At 52.6% G+C, this 15,117-nt stretch carries 17 protein-coding genes and 1 riboswitch; all 17 genes read left to right on the top strand.

The features are described 5' to 3' along the window. The first annotated feature begins 11 nt into the window (after window positions 1–11). The 17 genes from IEW11_RS03305 to atpA all read left to right on the top strand — a co-directional run bounded on the left by IEW11_RS03305 (window position 12) and on the right by atpA (window position 14,844). The gene (locus tag IEW11_RS03305; protein WP_188529002.1) at window positions 12–1,133 is read left to right on the top strand and encodes an L-threonylcarbamoyladenylate synthase; all 1,122 of its coding nucleotides are present in this window, start codon (window positions 12–14) and stop codon (window positions 1,131–1,133) included. A gap of 130 nt (window positions 1,134–1,263) precedes the next feature. Continuing rightward, window positions 1,264–3,192, top strand: a complete 1,929-nt coding sequence (locus IEW11_RS03300; RefSeq protein ID WP_188529000.1) for a YhgE/Pip family protein — start codon at window positions 1,264–1,266, stop codon at window positions 3,190–3,192. Window positions 3,193–3,282: 90 nt separating this feature from the next. Beyond that, window positions 3,283–3,843: a manganese efflux pump MntP gene (locus IEW11_RS03295; RefSeq protein ID WP_188528998.1), complete on the top strand. Its 561-nt coding sequence runs from the start codon at window positions 3,283–3,285 to the stop codon at window positions 3,841–3,843. A gap of 53 nt (window positions 3,844–3,896) precedes the next feature. Continuing rightward, on the top strand, window positions 3,897–4,469 hold the full coding sequence (locus tag IEW11_RS03290) for a low molecular weight protein arginine phosphatase (protein ID WP_268237356.1): 573 nt from the start codon (window positions 3,897–3,899) through the stop codon (window positions 4,467–4,469). A 55-nt stretch (window positions 4,470–4,524) separates the two neighbouring features. Then, window positions 4,525–4,605: riboswitch (ZMP/ZTP riboswitch) on the top strand. A 128-nt stretch (window positions 4,606–4,733) separates the two neighbouring features. After that, complete coding sequence (gene rpiB / locus IEW11_RS03285; RefSeq protein ID WP_188528996.1) at window positions 4,734–5,192, top strand: ribose 5-phosphate isomerase B; 459 nt, start codon at window positions 4,734–4,736, stop codon at window positions 5,190–5,192. A gap of 13 nt (window positions 5,193–5,205) precedes the next feature. Next, entirely contained in the window at window positions 5,206–5,817 is a 612-nt protein-coding gene (locus IEW11_RS03280; protein ID WP_188528994.1) for a TIGR01440 family protein, read from the top strand. A gap of 106 nt (window positions 5,818–5,923) precedes the next feature. Further along, a complete protein-coding gene (glyA, locus tag IEW11_RS03275) occupies window positions 5,924–7,171 on the top strand; it encodes a serine hydroxymethyltransferase (RefSeq protein WP_188528992.1) in 1,248 nt (415 codons plus the stop codon). A 122-nt stretch (window positions 7,172–7,293) separates the two neighbouring features. Further along, window positions 7,294–8,301, top strand: coding sequence for a UCP032817 domain-containing protein (locus IEW11_RS03270; protein ID WP_188528990.1), 1,008 nt, complete (start codon window positions 7,294–7,296; stop codon window positions 8,299–8,301). A 143-nt stretch (window positions 8,302–8,444) separates the two neighbouring features. Continuing rightward, window positions 8,445–9,074 (top strand): uracil phosphoribosyltransferase, encoded by a 630-nt coding sequence (gene upp / locus IEW11_RS03265; RefSeq protein ID WP_188528988.1) that lies wholly within the window; start codon window positions 8,445–8,447, stop codon window positions 9,072–9,074. A gap of 72 nt (window positions 9,075–9,146) precedes the next feature. Continuing rightward, window positions 9,147–10,295, top strand: coding sequence for a non-hydrolyzing UDP-N-acetylglucosamine 2-epimerase (gene wecB, locus IEW11_RS03260; RefSeq protein ID WP_308422691.1), 1,149 nt, complete (start codon window positions 9,147–9,149; stop codon window positions 10,293–10,295). Window positions 10,296–10,485: 190 nt separating this feature from the next. Beyond that, a complete protein-coding gene (locus tag IEW11_RS03255) occupies window positions 10,486–10,707 on the top strand; it encodes a hypothetical protein (RefSeq protein WP_188528986.1) in 222 nt (73 codons plus the stop codon). After that, the gene (locus IEW11_RS03250; protein WP_188528985.1) at window positions 10,700–11,080 is read left to right on the top strand and encodes an ATP synthase subunit I; all 381 of its coding nucleotides are present in this window, start codon (window positions 10,700–10,702) and stop codon (window positions 11,078–11,080) included. The genes IEW11_RS03255 and IEW11_RS03250 overlap by 8 nt, the downstream gene beginning before the upstream one ends. Window positions 11,081–11,089: 9 nt before the next feature. After that, window positions 11,090–11,860, top strand: coding sequence for a F0F1 ATP synthase subunit A (gene atpB / locus IEW11_RS03245; RefSeq protein WP_188528984.1), 771 nt, complete (start codon window positions 11,090–11,092; stop codon window positions 11,858–11,860). A gap of 101 nt (window positions 11,861–11,961) precedes the next feature. Continuing rightward, window positions 11,962–12,174: a F0F1 ATP synthase subunit C gene (gene atpE, locus IEW11_RS03240; protein ID WP_308422690.1), complete on the top strand. Its 213-nt coding sequence runs from the start codon at window positions 11,962–11,964 to the stop codon at window positions 12,172–12,174. 109 nt (window positions 12,175–12,283) lie between these two features. Next, complete coding sequence (gene atpF, locus IEW11_RS03235) at window positions 12,284–12,769, top strand: F0F1 ATP synthase subunit B (RefSeq protein WP_188528983.1); 486 nt, start codon at window positions 12,284–12,286, stop codon at window positions 12,767–12,769. Continuing rightward, entirely contained in the window at window positions 12,766–13,314 is a 549-nt protein-coding gene (locus tag IEW11_RS03230; RefSeq protein ID WP_188528982.1) for a F0F1 ATP synthase subunit delta, read from the top strand. Before atpF ends, IEW11_RS03230 begins: the two co-directional genes overlap by 4 nt. A gap of 15 nt (window positions 13,315–13,329) precedes the next feature. Continuing rightward, complete coding sequence (gene atpA / locus IEW11_RS03225) at window positions 13,330–14,844, top strand: F0F1 ATP synthase subunit alpha (RefSeq protein ID WP_188528981.1); 1,515 nt, start codon at window positions 13,330–13,332, stop codon at window positions 14,842–14,844. Window positions 14,845–15,117 lie beyond the last annotated feature (273 nt).

Below are 15,117 nucleotides of genomic sequence, written 5' to 3'. Positions count from 1 at the left end.
TGAAGCGTGTGATGAACGATAGGAATATGAAAATATGGGCCGTTGAAAAAGCGGAGCTGGCTGCTGGAGCGGAAGAGGCGGTAACTGCCATTGGGGAAGCGGCTGTTGTACTGCAAAATGGCGGCATCGTCGCCTTCCCTACGGAGACCGTATACGGGCTTGGGGCAGATGCCCGGGACACCGGTGCGGTGGAGCGGATCTTCCAGGCCAAGGGAAGGCCCTCGGATAATCCATTGATTGTACATATTGCTGAGATGGAGCAGCTGGAGCAAATCGTACTGCCGTATGGCGAGGTTGCGAAGCGGTTGATGCTGCGCTTCTGGCCCGGGCCGCTGACGATTGTGCTGCCTGCCCGGGAAGGTGCGGTATCGCCGCGGGTGACGGCCGGGCTCGATACAGTAGCGGTACGGATGCCTGACCATGTTACTGCGCTGCGCTTGATTGCAGTGTCGGGCTGTCCCATCGCGGCGCCAAGCGCCAATCGGTCGGGACGCCCGAGTCCGACCCGTGCAGCGCATGTCGAAGAGGATCTGGCCGGCAGGATCGACGGGCTGGTCGACAGCGGGCCGACCGGCGTAGGCCTGGAATCAACGGTAGTTGAAATAACGGAGGATGGCGAAGCTGTCCGCATTCTTCGTCCGGGCGGCATCGCTTTGGAGGCGCTGCGGGAGGTTGTGCCGGTCACGCCGGACAGCACAGTTGAATCCGTTGAGCAGGCAGCCGCGGACAAATCGGGATCGCCCGCAGGCCAAGAAGCATCGGCTCCGCGCTCGCCCGGCATGAAATACGCGCATTACGCCCCGCAGGGGGCGATGCAGCTGGTGATCGGCGAGCCCGCGGCAGTGCGCGCGCGCATCCAGGACGAGGTCGACGCTGCGCAGCGGCGCGGCGAGAAGACCGGCGTGCTTACGTACACGGAGCATGCCCCTTACTACCGTGCCGACGTCGTCCTTGCCAGCGGCAGTCTGACCCGGTTGGAAAGCGCAGCGCAAGGGCTGTACGCAGCGCTTCGCGAATTTGACACGCACGGTGTGCAGGCCATCTGGGCCGAAGCCTGCCCGCAGGAGGGCATCGGCCATGCACTGATGAACCGGCTGAGCAAAGCGGCCGGCCACCGGTTCATTCGCGTTTGACCCGGGTTGTGCGCGTTCAGACTGCATCGGCCCAGGTCCGGTAAAAGCCGATTCCAATGCATACTTTTTACATGATTTCGGATACTAGAGCAATAATGATAGCATCCGTTACATGTGAGGAGAGCTTGCAATGAAGAAGAGCGTCTTATGGGTCATAACGGAGTGGAGAGCGATTCTCCATTCACCTAAAGCTTTTATCCCGCTGCTGGGAATTTTGTTTATTCCTGTGCTGTACAGCGGGACCTACTTGTGGGCGTTCTGGGATCCTTATGCCCACCTGGAGAATTTGCCTGTGGCCGTTGTGAACGAAGATGCGCCCGTTACTTATGAGGGGAAAACGTATGAGATCGGGAATGACTTGGTGGAGGAGCTGCAGAAGGACCGCAAGTTTGACTGGCACTTCGTCAGCAGGGAAGAGGCGGACCGGGGCTTTCGGAACAATGCGTATTATTTTGAAATTCTGATTCCGCGCGATTTTTCCCGGAACGCGACGACCTTGACTGCGAATCAGCCGACCCCGCTGCAGCTTACAATCCAGTTAAATGAAGGCTTGAACTTTTCCGTGGCGCGAATCAGCCAGACCGGTGTGGAAAAAATCCGGCAGCAGCTTGCGCAAAACTTGACCGAGCAGTATACCGAAGCGGTATTTGCCGATCTCATGGATCTGCGAAGCGGGCTGCAAGAGGCAAGCGACGGCTCCGCGGAGCTTCACAACGGGCTTAAGGAAGCGGCGTCCGGTACGGATAAGATCGTCTCTTCGGTTAAAAATGGCGCACCGTCGGTTCAGCAGCTTGACCGCGGGGCAGCCAAGCTGAGCCGGGCTTCAGGTCAGCTGTCTTCAGGCGCTGCAAAGCTGGATGAAGCATCGGCTGAAATCGCCGGCGGCTTGGCCAGACTGGACGAGGGATACACCGCAGTTCAAGCCGGCAGCGGCCAGCTCGTCCAAGGGCTTGACGGGATCGTCGGAGGCTCGGAGAAATTGGACGGCGCGATCGCATCCTTTATGAAACAGCATCCTGATTTTAATTTTAAAGAGGATCCAAGCTGGGTTCAGATTTCTGCGATTATTGGCCAGGTCTCGGAAGGCATGGTCAAAATTCAAGATTCCATGAAGGATCTGGATGCGGGAATTAAGGAGATTGGAACCAAGCAGCAGCAGCTTGCGCAAGGCGCACAGCAATTTAACGGGAAGCTGAACGAGTTCTCTGCTGGCGCAGCGCAGCTGGACAAGGGCATATCCTCCGTCGCTGAAGGCACGCATCGGCTGTCCCGGAGCTGGAACGACCTTGAAGGCGGCTTGCAAAGGCTGGCTGCCGGGGAACGGGACTTGGTAACGGGCAGCGGGGAGCTGAGCAATGCTCTGGCGGAAGGCGCCGGGAAGCTGGAGAATATCCATGCCTCGCAGCCGTTATATGAAATGATGGCGAACCCGCTGCGACTCCGTGAGGAGTCGCTGAATCCGCTGCCGAATTACGGAACCGGCATGGCGCCGTTTTTCGTGTCGGTCAGCTTATTTGTAGGGGCGCTGCTGATCAGCACCATTTTTCCGATGCGGGATACCTATGGGATTCCGCCTTCCGGGCGGATGTGGTTTCTTTCCAAATTCGGAGTGCTGGCGTTCATTTCTTTAGGCCAATCGCTACTGCTCAGCGCAGTATTAATTTTCGTCATTGGTTTGGAGCCGATCCGGATCGCTGATTTTGCCTGGTTTAGCTTTTTCAGCAGCTTGGTATTCATGTCCATCGTGCAATTATTTGTCACCGCTGCGGATAATGTAGGCCGGTTCATCTGTATTATTTTGCTTGTGATGCAATTAACGGCAACCTCCGGCACTTTTCCTGTGGAGCTTATTCCCGAAGCGCTGCAGGGCTTGCATGCTTTTCTTCCGATCTCCTACACCGTAGAAGGCTTCCGGTCGATTTTGACGACGGGGGATTATGTGAGTCTGATCGACGATTCACTTGTGCTGCTGCTATTTTGGATCGCCTGTATTGCTTTAACGATTCTGCTGCTGTCACTTATGCACCGGCACCGCACAGTCCGCGCAAAGTCGGAGTAACTGCCAGGTATGGCCAATGGCTTGGTCATGTTTCCCTACTCGTCCGCATATCATCAATAGAGAATTGATGGGACTTGGGGGAGATGGATAATGATCGAAGCTTCCGTTCATGCAGGCCAACTGATTACGATCCTCGTCATGGCAATCGCCGTTGGCATGGACGCCTTCTCGCTCGGAGTGGGAATCGGACTGAAAGGCATACGGCTGCGGGACATTCTCAAGCTCAGCTCAATTATTGCGCTCTTTCATATTCTTATGCCGCTCATGGGCATTTTTGCCGGACACTATATGAGTTCGCTGCTTGGCAATGTTGCCACATCGGCGGCCGGAGCGCTGCTGCTGCTGCTCGGCGCCCATATGGTTTACAGCTCGCTGCGCGGGGGGGAAGGCCATTCGATTGACCATCGGAGCGCAGGGGGCCTCCTCCTTTTTGCGTTGAGTGTAAGTATCGATTCCTTCTCCGTTGGGGTATCGCTGGGCATGTTCTCCGTCGATCTTGTGCTCACTGTGCTGATGTTCGGTTTGTTTGGCGGCATGATGTCCATTCTGGGCCTGCTGCTTGGCCGCCGGGTCGGGCGAAATATGGGGGAATATGGCGAAGCGTGCGGCGGAGTCATTTTGTTCGCTTTTGGACTGATGTTTTTATTATAATAGGTTTGTTAAGAGAATGTAGACCATTGCAATTTAGAAAGGAGTTGTGCAGCGTGAAGAAACGGATTTTATTCGTCTGCACCGGCAACACCTGCCGCAGTCCGATGGCGGAGGCTTTGCTTCGCGAGCAAGCTCTTTTGAAAGGGATTGAGCTTGAAGTGAGGTCGGCGGGCGTCTCGACATTGGATGGGCTGCCTGTTTCCGCGAATGCGACCGAGACGCTCCGGCTGAGACGGATCAATCATTCCGGGTCATCGCGCGCTTTGACCCTTGACTCGATCGCATGGGCAGATTTGATCCTGACGATGACCGCAGGCCACAAACGCCATCTGCTGGAGCGTTATCCGCAGGCAGTGGAGAAAGCTTATACGTTAAAAGAATATGTAATTGATGATGAAGCCGTGCTGTCTGATATCGAGGAGCTGGAGCGTTTGTACACCGAGATGCACATGAAGCAGGCTTTAGGAGGCCAGCTGTCCGACGCGGAGCGTGCCCGCCTGTTTGAACTGGAGCAGCGGATTCCGAGCTTTGATATCGCAGATCCGTTCGGCGGCACACTGGTTCAGTATCAAAAGACGGCCGATGAAATCGCCGAAGCGATAGACAGGCTTTTGCGCAAGCTGTAGATGAAAGAAGGATTGATTTTAAGCGGCATTTCCGTTATGATAAAAGCATTAAAGACGGATCCGATGTGACTGGCGACGGAAGTGGGTAACCACAGTGGAGCATCGGAACATACGGCCGGTCGCCTGGGCAAAGAGCAGCGTGTGAACAACACGTCATGCTCTTTTCGTCTTTTAGGCGGGTTAAGTGGTATAATAGGGACATGGAGTGCCAGAGGGCCATGGCTTGTCCGCTCTTTGGCAGAATTAATGAGGAGGTTCAACCTTATGAAGATCGCCATCGGTGCGGATCACGCCGGCTACCGGCTCAAAGACGTGATTATTCCTTTTATTGAATCGCTTGGCCACGAAGTGGAAGACTTCGGCTGTGATTGCGCGCAATCCGTAGATTACCCTGATTACGCGATCCCGGTATGCGAGCGTGTCATTGAGGGCCGGGCAGACCGCGGCATACTGATTTGCGGTACGGGCATCGGCATGTCGATCGCCGCTAACAAGATGCCTGGCATTCGCTGTGCACTTGTACATGATCTTTTCTCCGCGAAAGCGACGAGGGAACATAACGATACGAACGTGATCGCCTTGGGCGAGCGTGTCATCGGTCCAGGCGCAGCGGAGGAAATTATCCGCATCTGGCTCGATACCCCGTTCTCGAACGGCGAACGGCATGTCGGCCGCGTGAACAAAGTAAAACAGCTTGAAGATAAATTTTCCCTTCACCCGTGATGAGGATAATGATATGAGTGAACTCGATTTGCGTTTGATTGCCGGCCAGGTGGAGACGGTAGTAAGAGAGCTGGTTGACGCTGCTAAGCTCGGCGCCGGGAGGCTGCTTGTCATCGGCACAAGCACGAGCGAGGTGCTTGGGCGCCATATAGGCACATCGGGTACTTTAGAAGCGGCGAGATCCATTTTTGACGGTGTGGAGGTTGTGCGCAGGGAAGTGGGCTTTTACCCGGTTTATCAGTGCTGCGAGCACTTGAACCGGGCGCTGGTCACGACGCGGGAAGCGATGGAGCGATACGGGCTGGAGGAAGTGGCGGCGGTGCCGGTGCCGAAGGCAGGCGGTTCGATGGCTGCTTATGCATACCGCAATCTGCAAGCCGCTACTCTGGTGGAGACGGTTCAAGCCCATGCGGGCATCGATATCGGCGATACGCTGATTGGGATGCATCTGCGCCGTGTCGCAGTGCCTGTCCGCCCGTCGATTCGAACGATTGGCGCTGCGCATGTCACGATGGCTGTTACGCGGCCGAAGCTGATTGGCGGCGCACGGGCGGTGTATACGCTGGATCCGGAATTGCCGGCCGTTGCTTCGAATCCGGAAAGCCCTGGCAGCACATGCGAATAATTGCAGGTTTTAGCTGATGATGGTTGAAGGTAACTACTATATTATTATGCTGCGTCTGTTCACATCCAATAGGCAATGGACAGAGTGGTTAGGAGGATACTAGAAAATGGAAAACTTACGCAAACAGGATCCTGAATTGGTTAAAGCGCTTGGCCTTGAGCTGCAGCGCCAACGCGACAACATCGAACTGATCGCTTCCGAGAACATTGTCAGTGAAGCGGTGCTTGAGGCAATGGGTACGGTGCTGACGAACAAATATGCTGAAGGTTATCCGGGCAAACGTTACTATGGCGGCTGTGAGCATGTAGACATCGCCGAAGATATCGCCCGCAACCGCGCCAAAGAATTGTTCGGCGCAGAGCATGCGAACGTACAGCCGCATTCGGGCGCTCAAGCCAACATGGCTGTTTATTTGGCGGCGCTGCAGCCTGGAGACACTGTTCTTGGCATGAACCTGGCGCACGGCGGCCACCTGACGCACGGCAGCCCGGTCAACGCTTCCGGCTTGCTCTATAACTTCGTCGCTTACGGCGTTGACGAAGATACCTTCACCATTGATTATGAAGAAGTGCGCAAAGCCGCTTTCAAGCATCGCCCCCGCATGATTGTTGCTGGAGCGAGCGCTTATCCGCGCATTATCGATTTTGAAAAGCTGGGACAAATCGCCAATGACGTAGGCGCATTGTTCATGGTCGATATGGCTCACATCGCGGGCCTGGTCGCTGCCGGCTTGCATCCGAGCCCAGTGCCGCATGCTCACTTTGTGACGACAACCACGCATAAGACGCTTCGCGGACCGCGCGGCGGGATGATCCTGTGCCGCAAGCCATGGGCGCAAGCGATCGACAAAGCAGTATTCCCTGGTTCCCAAGGCGGCCCGCTGATGCATATTATCGCTGCCAAAGCCGTAGCATTCGGCGAAGCGCTGCAGCCAAGCTTCAAAACGTATGCCCAGAATGTTGTGGACAACGCCAAGACGCTTGCTGACGCTTTGGTTGCTGAAGGTCTTAACTTGGTATCCGGCGGCACCGACAATCACTTGATGCTCGTTGATACGCGCAACCTGAACATTACCGGCAAAGAAGCCGAGCATGTTTTGGACCAAGTGGGCATTACAGTCAACAAAAACGCGATTCCATTCGATCCAACCAGCCCGTTTGTAACGAGCGGCATTCGGATCGGTACCCCTGCTGCCACCTCCCGCGGAATGGATGCGGCTGCGATGAAAACGATCGCGCAAGTGATCGCGCTGACGCTGAAAAATCCGAAGGACGAGGCAGTGCTGGCCAAAGCCGAAGGCATGGTGCGTGACCTGACTGCCCAATACCCGCTCTACCCTGGAATGACTTACTAATCTTTTGTAAATCAAGGGACGCTGCCGCTGGCAGGCGTCCCTTTTTTTGGGTGCGGGTTAACGGGCGATGTGATAAAGTGATGGTATAAACTTTAAGCGCTGCCGCACAGGAGGGATGAAAAATGTTGGAATTCCTCGTTATTGCAATCATTATTGTTGTAACCTTGATTATTTTGTCACGTTATGGAAGAAAATCATTGAATAACAAGGGACTGGGCTTGCCGCGCCAGAAACCTCCGGAAATGCTTGGCATACGAACCGGCCATCCGGCTTACCCGGCAGCTGTCCGGCTTGAGTCTGCATTGCGCGGTGCCGATCTTGAGAACCGGGTCATGGAACGGATATTGAGAACACACCCGCAGATGAAGGACCGGGAGTGGGATTGGCTGTGGTTCGAGCTGAAACGATTTTTTCTGTTGAGCGCATTGATGCGCAAAGTTAATATGTACAGCTCCATGGTCGATGACATTTGGCATGAGATGCTGATGTTCACGCGGGAGTACAAGCAATTTTGCGAGCGGTTTTGCGGGTCGATGATCCATCATGCGCCGCATGCCGCCCAGCCGTTGCAGGCTGCCCAGCCGGAAAAGGACAAAGATGAGCGGGCTTGGTTTGATTGGGTCTATAGCGAGCTGTTTGAACCGGTGCCGGCGAGCAGCTCAATATGGGGATCGTTTTACCGGTATCCACTGTCCAAAACGATGCTGGAGAAGCTTGGGCGGGCAGATAAAAGGGAGATACAGGCTGAGCGGTTTAACATGGCTGCTGCATCGGCGTTTCCTGACATGGCTGCTGCGGTTGAGTATTTAATCGAACGGGCCCAAAGCCAGGTTATTGCGGCACAGGCACATATGGAACGCAGAGAGCGTCCCGAGAGGGAACGGCATGATCCGGCCGTGGCAGGCATGTTTGGCGCAGCGATGATATTCGCTTCCCTTTCCTATGCTCCGGAAGATCATGCATCATATTATGAATATATGCAAACAATGGAAAGAGAACAGCAAAGGCAGGATGGCGGCGGTTCTTCCGGCTATGCATGCAGCGGAGGCCGGCAGGATTCGGAAAGCGGCAATGGCGGGGATAGTGATGGCGGTTCCTCCGGCTGTTCGGGCGGCGGCTGCAGTTCATAGAGCATTTCCTTGACAATTTTGGCCTCCGTTTTCCGATTTTGAATGTGAATTGAAACATACTGTGCAGAGCTCAAAAGACAATGGTATAATGTACAGGGTTATGCAACTTTAGGTTTGTAGGTGCTAGGAGGAAAAGACTCGACATGAGCAAATTGTTTATATGTGACCACCCGTTAATTCAGCATAAACTTACATTTATTCGGGACAAGAATACGAATACGAAGGATTTCCGAGAATTGGTCGACGAAGTGGCTACTTTGATGGCCTATGAGATTACACGCGATATTCCACTGGAAACGATTACCGTACACACGCCGGTCGCCGAAGCGGAGGCACGGGTTGTTTCCGGCCGGATGTTGGGCCTTGTTCCTATTCTTCGTGCCGGCCTTGGCATGGTGGACGGGATTCTTAAGCTGATCCCTTCCGCAAAAGTAGGACACATTGGTTTATTCCGCGATCCACAGACGCTTCAACCTGTCGAATATTATATTAATTTGCCGACTGACGCCGTTTCGCGGACACTGATTGTGATCGATCCGATGCTGGCAACCGGCGGTTCGGCAAATGCTGCGATCGAAGCGCTTAAGAAGCGCGGCTGCTTTCACCTTAAATTAATGTGCTTGATCGCTGCCCCTGAAGGCATCAAAGCCGTGCAGGATGCACATCCTGACGTGGATATTCATGTTGCGGCAGTGGATCAGCATCTGGATGATCACGGTTATATCATTCCTGGTTTGGGAGATGCCGGTGACCGGATGTTTGGCACAAAGTAGTGCCGTCGCATCCATGATTTTCAGGTAAATCATTCGAATAATATCGTTAAAGCTTGATAGGAGTGAACCCTTTTGTCCAAACTGAAAGTGATGACGATCTTCGGGACTCGCCCCGAAGCCGTCAAGATGGCACCGTTGGTATTAGAACTGCAAAAGCACGCGGACGACATCGAATCCATCGTTTGCGTTACTGCACAGCACCGGCAAATGCTCGACCAGGTGCTGGAATTCTTCAAGATCAAGCCGGACTATGACCTTAATGTAATGAAAGACCGTCAGACGTTGACAGAAACAACGATTCGAGTGATTGACGGTCTTGATCCGGTGCTGCGGGAGGCCAAACCGGACATCGTGCTTGTTCACGGGGATACGCAGACGACATTCCTAGCCAGTTATGCGGCATTTCTGCAGCAGATTCAAGTCGGGCATGTTGAGGCGGGATTGCGCACGTGGAACAAGATGTCGCCTTATCCGGAGGAAATGAACCGGCAGCTGGCCGGTGTACTCTCCGATGTTCATTTTGCTCCAACCGAGCAGTCAGCTGACAATCTGCGCAAAGAGAACAAGCCGGAATCTGCGATTTATGTAACCGGCAATACGGCAACCGACGTGTTTCAATACACGGTGGATGATGCCTTTACGCATCCGGTTATCGAGTGGGCGCAAGGAAAGCGCCTCATCCTGATGACGGCCCACCGCCGGGAAGCGCTGGGCGAACCGCACCGGAATATTTTCCGCGCGGTCAAACGGATCGCCGATGAGTTTGAGGACATTGCGATTGTGTACGCGGTTCATCCGAATCCGGCCGTGCGTGAGCCGGCGAATGAAATTCTCGGCAGCCATCCGCGGATCAAGCTGATTGAACCGCTGGATGTGTTCGAATTCCATAACTTTTATCCGCATGCCCATATGATTCTGACGGATTCGGGAGGATTACAGGAGGAGGCGCCGTCGTTCGGGGTGCCGACACTGGTGCTTCGCGATACAACGGAAAGACCGGAAGGGATAAAGGCCGGCACACTGGAATTGGTCGGTACCGATGAACAGCGTGTATTTGAGCGGACCCGAGCCTTGCTTACCGATCCGGATCTGTATGAGCGGATGAGCAAAGCGGCAAATCCATATGGCGATGGACAAGCGTCGATCCGGATTGTACAGGCGATTTTGCATCATTTTGGCAAGTTGGCGGACAGGCCGAGCCCGTTCACACAACGTTCATAGTTAACATGCAGACAGGCGCATGAAGCTAAAGGGTACAGCATACAGTTGTACTGTATGGTTTTGAAACTGCTAAAAACCATATCTATCAAGAGATTTGCGACTTCAGTTCACTAAATGTTTGAATTTATATCAATTGACAAACCTTGCGTCGCTTCGATAAAATATATGAGGATTGACAGGGGTATGAGCCATGAATCAAAAGGGCAAAGGAGACAATCCTTGGCGTGCGGCCGGTCTGGTCGGCGTAATGGGTCTCGACATCGCAATATGCATTTACTTGGGTTATTTCCTGGGCTCTTGGCTTGGCGGTTCGCAAGGCTGGGTTGTCTTGGGAGTACTCGGTGGTCTGGCCGTCGGTATTCTGTCCTGTGTGTTGCTTGTCAAAAAGGTACTGGAGGACACCGATGGATGAAATCATAAGACGTGCAACGCGATCTGCTCTTTTTGTTGTATTAGCCTGCCTGGTCATGAGGTTTGTTGTTCCAGAAGGCAAAACGGTGGCTGCAGGATTAATTCTCGGCATAATGGCGAGCTTAATGAATGCGCTTTTGCTCCGTAGGAGAATTGCACTCATCGACCGTGTGATGTCCGAACAGCGACCAAGAAGAATAAGCATCGGAATGGGCAGTCGCTTAGCAATGGTGCTTCTGGTGGCTATAGTAGCATTACGATTTCCAGAGTACTTCGACTTACCTTCCACATTGATAGGCAGCTTTTATGTGCAGTTCGCGATTTTGGTAACAGCCTTCTTACACAATGCAAGACATTCTAATGGAAAGGGGTGAAAAATGTAGATGCATGTATTTCCGATTATTGAGCTCGGAGGAATACCTTTTGATCTCTCTTCCATTATAGCGATCCTAGTTTCAAGTATACTCGTGTTCGCACTTGCAAGGGCTGCGGTGAGCAACTTGTCTGTTCATAATCCTTCCAAGATCCAGAACTTTATGGAATGGGTGCTTGAGTTCATGCACAGCACAATTGCAAGCACAATGCCGATGCACAGGGCAAAGCGGTTTATCACGCTTGGAACAACGCTGATCATGTTTATTTTCATCTCTAACTTACTCGGATTGCCGTTTGGTATCGTAACGGACGTCAAAGAAGAGTTGAAGTGGGGCAATGTAGTTGTCATTTCTCAGGAAACGATAGAAGAGCATGGTGGATACGCTCACGTAGCGTGGTGGAAATCCCCTACTGCAGATATTGCCGTAACGGCCGGTTTGGCCATAGTCGTGTTCCTGCTTGTCCATATCCTTGGGTTAATGATGAACACAAAGCATTACCTCAAACACTATTTCGAACCTTACTGGTTTTTCTTCCCGCTTAACGTGATCAAGGAAATTTCGAAACCGGTCACGCTCGCCCTTCGTTTGTACGCGAACATTTTTGCGGGTGAAGTACTGATCGCGACCATTCTGATGCTCGGATGGATCGGCTTTCCGTTACTCTCGATTTGGCAAGGATTTAGTATATTTATCGGTGCGATTCAAGCCTTCCTCTTTACGGTACTCACCATGGTTTATATTTCACAGGCAACCGTTCACGAAGAAGAAGGACATTAACCCCCGTATGAACCTGAACCACGGTTTTTATAGACCGGAATCGGGATTCTCATATAATGTAAGTTAAAACCAAAAAAAAGATCCCTAAGGAGGATATATCAATGGATTTATTGGCAGCAGCAATTGTTATCGGTTTGGGTGCAATCGGAGCAGGTTTTGGTAATGGTATGATCGTAAGTAAAACAGTTGAAGGTATCGCTCGTCAGCCAGAAGCTAAGTCTTCTTTGCAAACAACGATGTTTATCGGTGTTGGTATCGTCGAGGTTGTGCCGATTATCGGTGTCGTTCTTGGTTTCCTGATTTTCTTTGGTTAATAGTATAACTGAATCATTTCAAGGCGGGGAAGGCGGGAGCCTCCACGCCTTCGTTATGATTGCCGTTCCCTAATTAATTGGAAACCATTTGCGGAAAGGAGTGTCAGCATTGGAGTTTGTATGGACATCAACAGTCATTGCGATCGTCGCGTTTGTTTTATTGTACTTTCTCTTGAATAAATACGCTTTTGGTCCGTTGTTCGGCATCATGGAGAAGCGCAGAGAACTCGTTCAAGAGCAAATTTCTTCAGCCGAGAATAACCGTAAGCAAGCGGAGCAGCATTTGGAAGAGCAGAAGCAAGCGCTCCAACAAGCGCGTAAAGACGCTTATGAAATTATCGAACAAGCAAAAACAACGAGCACAAAACAAGCGGACGTTATTATTGAATCCGCAAAAGCCGAAGCCAGCCGCCTGAAGGAAGAAGCGGTGCAAGATATCCAAACAGAAAAGAACAAAGCGCTGGCTGCAGTTCGCAGCGAAGTAAGCGGCTTGTCTGTGAAAATTGCTTCCAAAATTCTTGATAAGCAAATCGATCAAAAAGCACAAGAGCAACTGGTTGATCAATACCTTAATGAGGTAGGAGGCAAACCATGAGCCGTGAAACTCTCGTTGCAAAACGATACGCGAAAGCACTGTTTGAGCTCGCTCAGCAAAACAATGTCGTATCTGACGTAGAGGATCAACTGATGCTCGTTGTTCGCGCATTGGAAGGCGACGCGGATATCGTCAAGTTCTTGGTTTCTCCGAATATCTCCACCGATAAGAAGATCGACCTTGTAAAGCAGGCGCTTTCCGGTAAGGTATCGGAGATGGTCATTCAAACGATAGAGCTTCTGATCTCTCGCGGCCGAAACGACATTATTGGAGAAGTATATAGTGCTTACAAGAAAGTAGCGGGCGAAGCGCTTGGACAAGCGGACGCTATCGTCTACACCGCCAAGCAATTGCCAGAAGACGAAATGCAGAAAATCGGCATTCGCTTTGGAGCGATGATCGGCAAGAAGATTCGTGTTGAACAGATCGTGGAACCGGCTCTGCTCGGCGGCATTCAAGTTCGTATCGGCGACCGCCTGTACGACGGCAGCCTGTCCGGCAAGCTGGCACGTTTAGAAAAATCGTTGAAATCACAAGCACTATAGATAGGGGTGAGCGAATTGAGTATCAGACCTGATGAAATCAGCACGCTGATTAAGCAACAGATCGAACAATATAAATCCGAGATCCAAGTCGTCGATGTTGGTACCGTTATTAGTGTCGGTGACGGTATTGCCCGCATTCACGGCCTTGATAACGTTATGGCCGGTGAATTGCTCGAGTTCGCCAACGGCGTAGTCGGTATGGCGCAAAACCTTGAGGAAAACAATGTCGGCGCGATCATCCTTGGACCATACACCGAGATTCGCGAAGGCGACCAAGTAAAGCGTACGGGCCGCATCATGGAAGTGCCGGTTGGTGAAGCGCTGCTGGGCCGCGTCGTTAACTCGCTGGGTCAACCGCTCGATGGTAAAGGACCGATCAACACAACTGAAACACGCCCGATTGAATCCCCGGCACCAGGCGTAGTAGACCGCAAATCGGTTCATGAGCCGATGCAAACGGGTATCAAAGCGATCGACGCCATGGTACCGATCGGCCGCGGCCAACGCGAGCTCATCATCGGTGACCGTCAAACGGGTAAAACAGCGATTGCGATCGATGCGATCATCAACCAAAAAGGCAGTGGCATGAAATGTATCTATGTCGCCATCGGCCAGAAGCAATCCACCGTTGCCAACGTTGTGGAAACTCTTCGCCGTAATGGTGCGATGGACTACACGATTGTCGTAACGGCATCCGCATCCGAACCATCTCCGCTGCTCTTCCTGGCTCCATATGCAGGCTGCGCAATGGGTGAATATTTCATGTATAAAGGCGAGCACGTACTTGTTATCTATGATGACTTGACAAAGCAAGCTGCAGCATACCGCGAGCTTTCGCTCTTGCTCCGCCGTCCACCGGGCCGGGAAGCTTATCCTGGTGACGTATTCTATCTGCATTCCCGTTTGCTCGAGCGCGCAGCGAAGCTGAACGATGAGCTGGGCGGCGGTTCTTTGACTGCTCTGCCGTTCATCGAGACGCAAGCTTCCGACGTTTCGGCTTACATTCCTACAAACGTAATTTCGATCACCGACGGACAGATCTTCCTGGAATCCGACCTGTTCTACTCCGGTCAGCGTCCAGCGGTTAACGTTGGTATCTCCGTCTCCCGGGTAGGGGGAGCGGCACAAATTAAAGCGATGAAAAAGGTTGCCGGTACACTGCGTCTTGACCTTGCGGCATACCGTGAGCTCGCTGCGTTCGCGCAGTTCGGTTCCGACCTTGATAAATCGACACAAGCCCGCCTTAACCGCGGTGCTCGTACATTGGAAATCCTGAAACAAGGCGTCAACCAGCCTATGCCGGTTGAAAAGCAGGTTATCAGTATTTACGCAGCGGTTAAAGGTCACCTCGACGACATTCCTGTAGGCGATATCCTGCGCTTTGAAAGAGAGTTCCTGGCTTATCTTGAATCCAACCAACCGGAAATTCCGGCATCGATTCGCGATACCAAGGATCTGTCTGCTGACAACGAGAAAGCGCTCGTAGACGCGATCAACAAATTCAAACGCAGCTTCGCTGTTACGGCTTAATAGATTTCGGTTACCCAGTCCCGTTATAGAGACGGTAGGGTTCCCCCTGTTCTGCAACAAACACCAGGCTTTGGAGCGTTAACCCACGCCTGAGCCTCGGGCAGACTGGAGCGAAACGGATGCTCCCGAAGAGTTTACGTGCCGCCTTTAAACTTGAATTGCGACCGACTGATATAATCAACAGCAATTCAAGTTTAACAGCGGCCGGAGGGAGCTGCGGTTTTGCGCAAGTCTTGTTTTGAGAGGCTCGGCATGGTCTTTCCGCTTCAAGCA

Origin of the sequence: Paenibacillus abyssi, assembly GCF_014640295.1 — a bacterium.
Classification (GTDB): Bacteria; Bacillota; Bacilli; order Paenibacillales; family Paenibacillaceae; genus Paenibacillus_D; species Paenibacillus_D abyssi.
Note: the sequence above shows the minus strand (reverse complement) of the source record. Positions and strands in the feature narration are given on the sequence as shown.

Excerpts from the sequence above, each read along its gene's own strand:
- IEW11_RS03305 (WP_188529002.1), top strand. The coding sequence starts at position 12 with ATGAACGATAGGAATATGAAAATATGGGCCGTTGAAAAAGCGGAGCTG.
- IEW11_RS03300 (WP_188529000.1), top strand. The coding sequence starts at position 1,264 with ATGAAGAAGAGCGTCTTATGGGTCATAACGGAGTGGAGAGCGATTCTC.
- IEW11_RS03295 (WP_188528998.1), top strand. The coding sequence starts at position 3,283 with ATGATCGAAGCTTCCGTTCATGCAGGCCAACTGATTACGATCCTCGTC.
- rpiB (WP_188528996.1), top strand. The coding sequence starts at position 4,734 with ATGAAGATCGCCATCGGTGCGGATCACGCCGGCTACCGGCTCAAAGAC.
- IEW11_RS03280 (WP_188528994.1), top strand. The coding sequence starts at position 5,206 with ATGAGTGAACTCGATTTGCGTTTGATTGCCGGCCAGGTGGAGACGGTA.
- glyA (WP_188528992.1), top strand. The coding sequence starts at position 5,924 with ATGGAAAACTTACGCAAACAGGATCCTGAATTGGTTAAAGCGCTTGGC.
- IEW11_RS03270 (WP_188528990.1), top strand. The coding sequence starts at position 7,294 with ATGTTGGAATTCCTCGTTATTGCAATCATTATTGTTGTAACCTTGATT.
- upp (WP_188528988.1), top strand. The coding sequence starts at position 8,445 with ATGAGCAAATTGTTTATATGTGACCACCCGTTAATTCAGCATAAACTT.
- IEW11_RS03255 (WP_188528986.1), top strand. The coding sequence starts at position 10,486 with ATGAATCAAAAGGGCAAAGGAGACAATCCTTGGCGTGCGGCCGGTCTG.
- IEW11_RS03250 (WP_188528985.1), top strand. The coding sequence starts at position 10,700 with ATGGATGAAATCATAAGACGTGCAACGCGATCTGCTCTTTTTGTTGTA.
- atpB (WP_188528984.1), top strand. The coding sequence starts at position 11,090 with ATGCATGTATTTCCGATTATTGAGCTCGGAGGAATACCTTTTGATCTC.
- atpE (WP_308422690.1), top strand. The coding sequence starts at position 11,962 with ATGGATTTATTGGCAGCAGCAATTGTTATCGGTTTGGGTGCAATCGGA.
- IEW11_RS03230 (WP_188528982.1), top strand. The coding sequence starts at position 12,766 with ATGAGCCGTGAAACTCTCGTTGCAAAACGATACGCGAAAGCACTGTTT.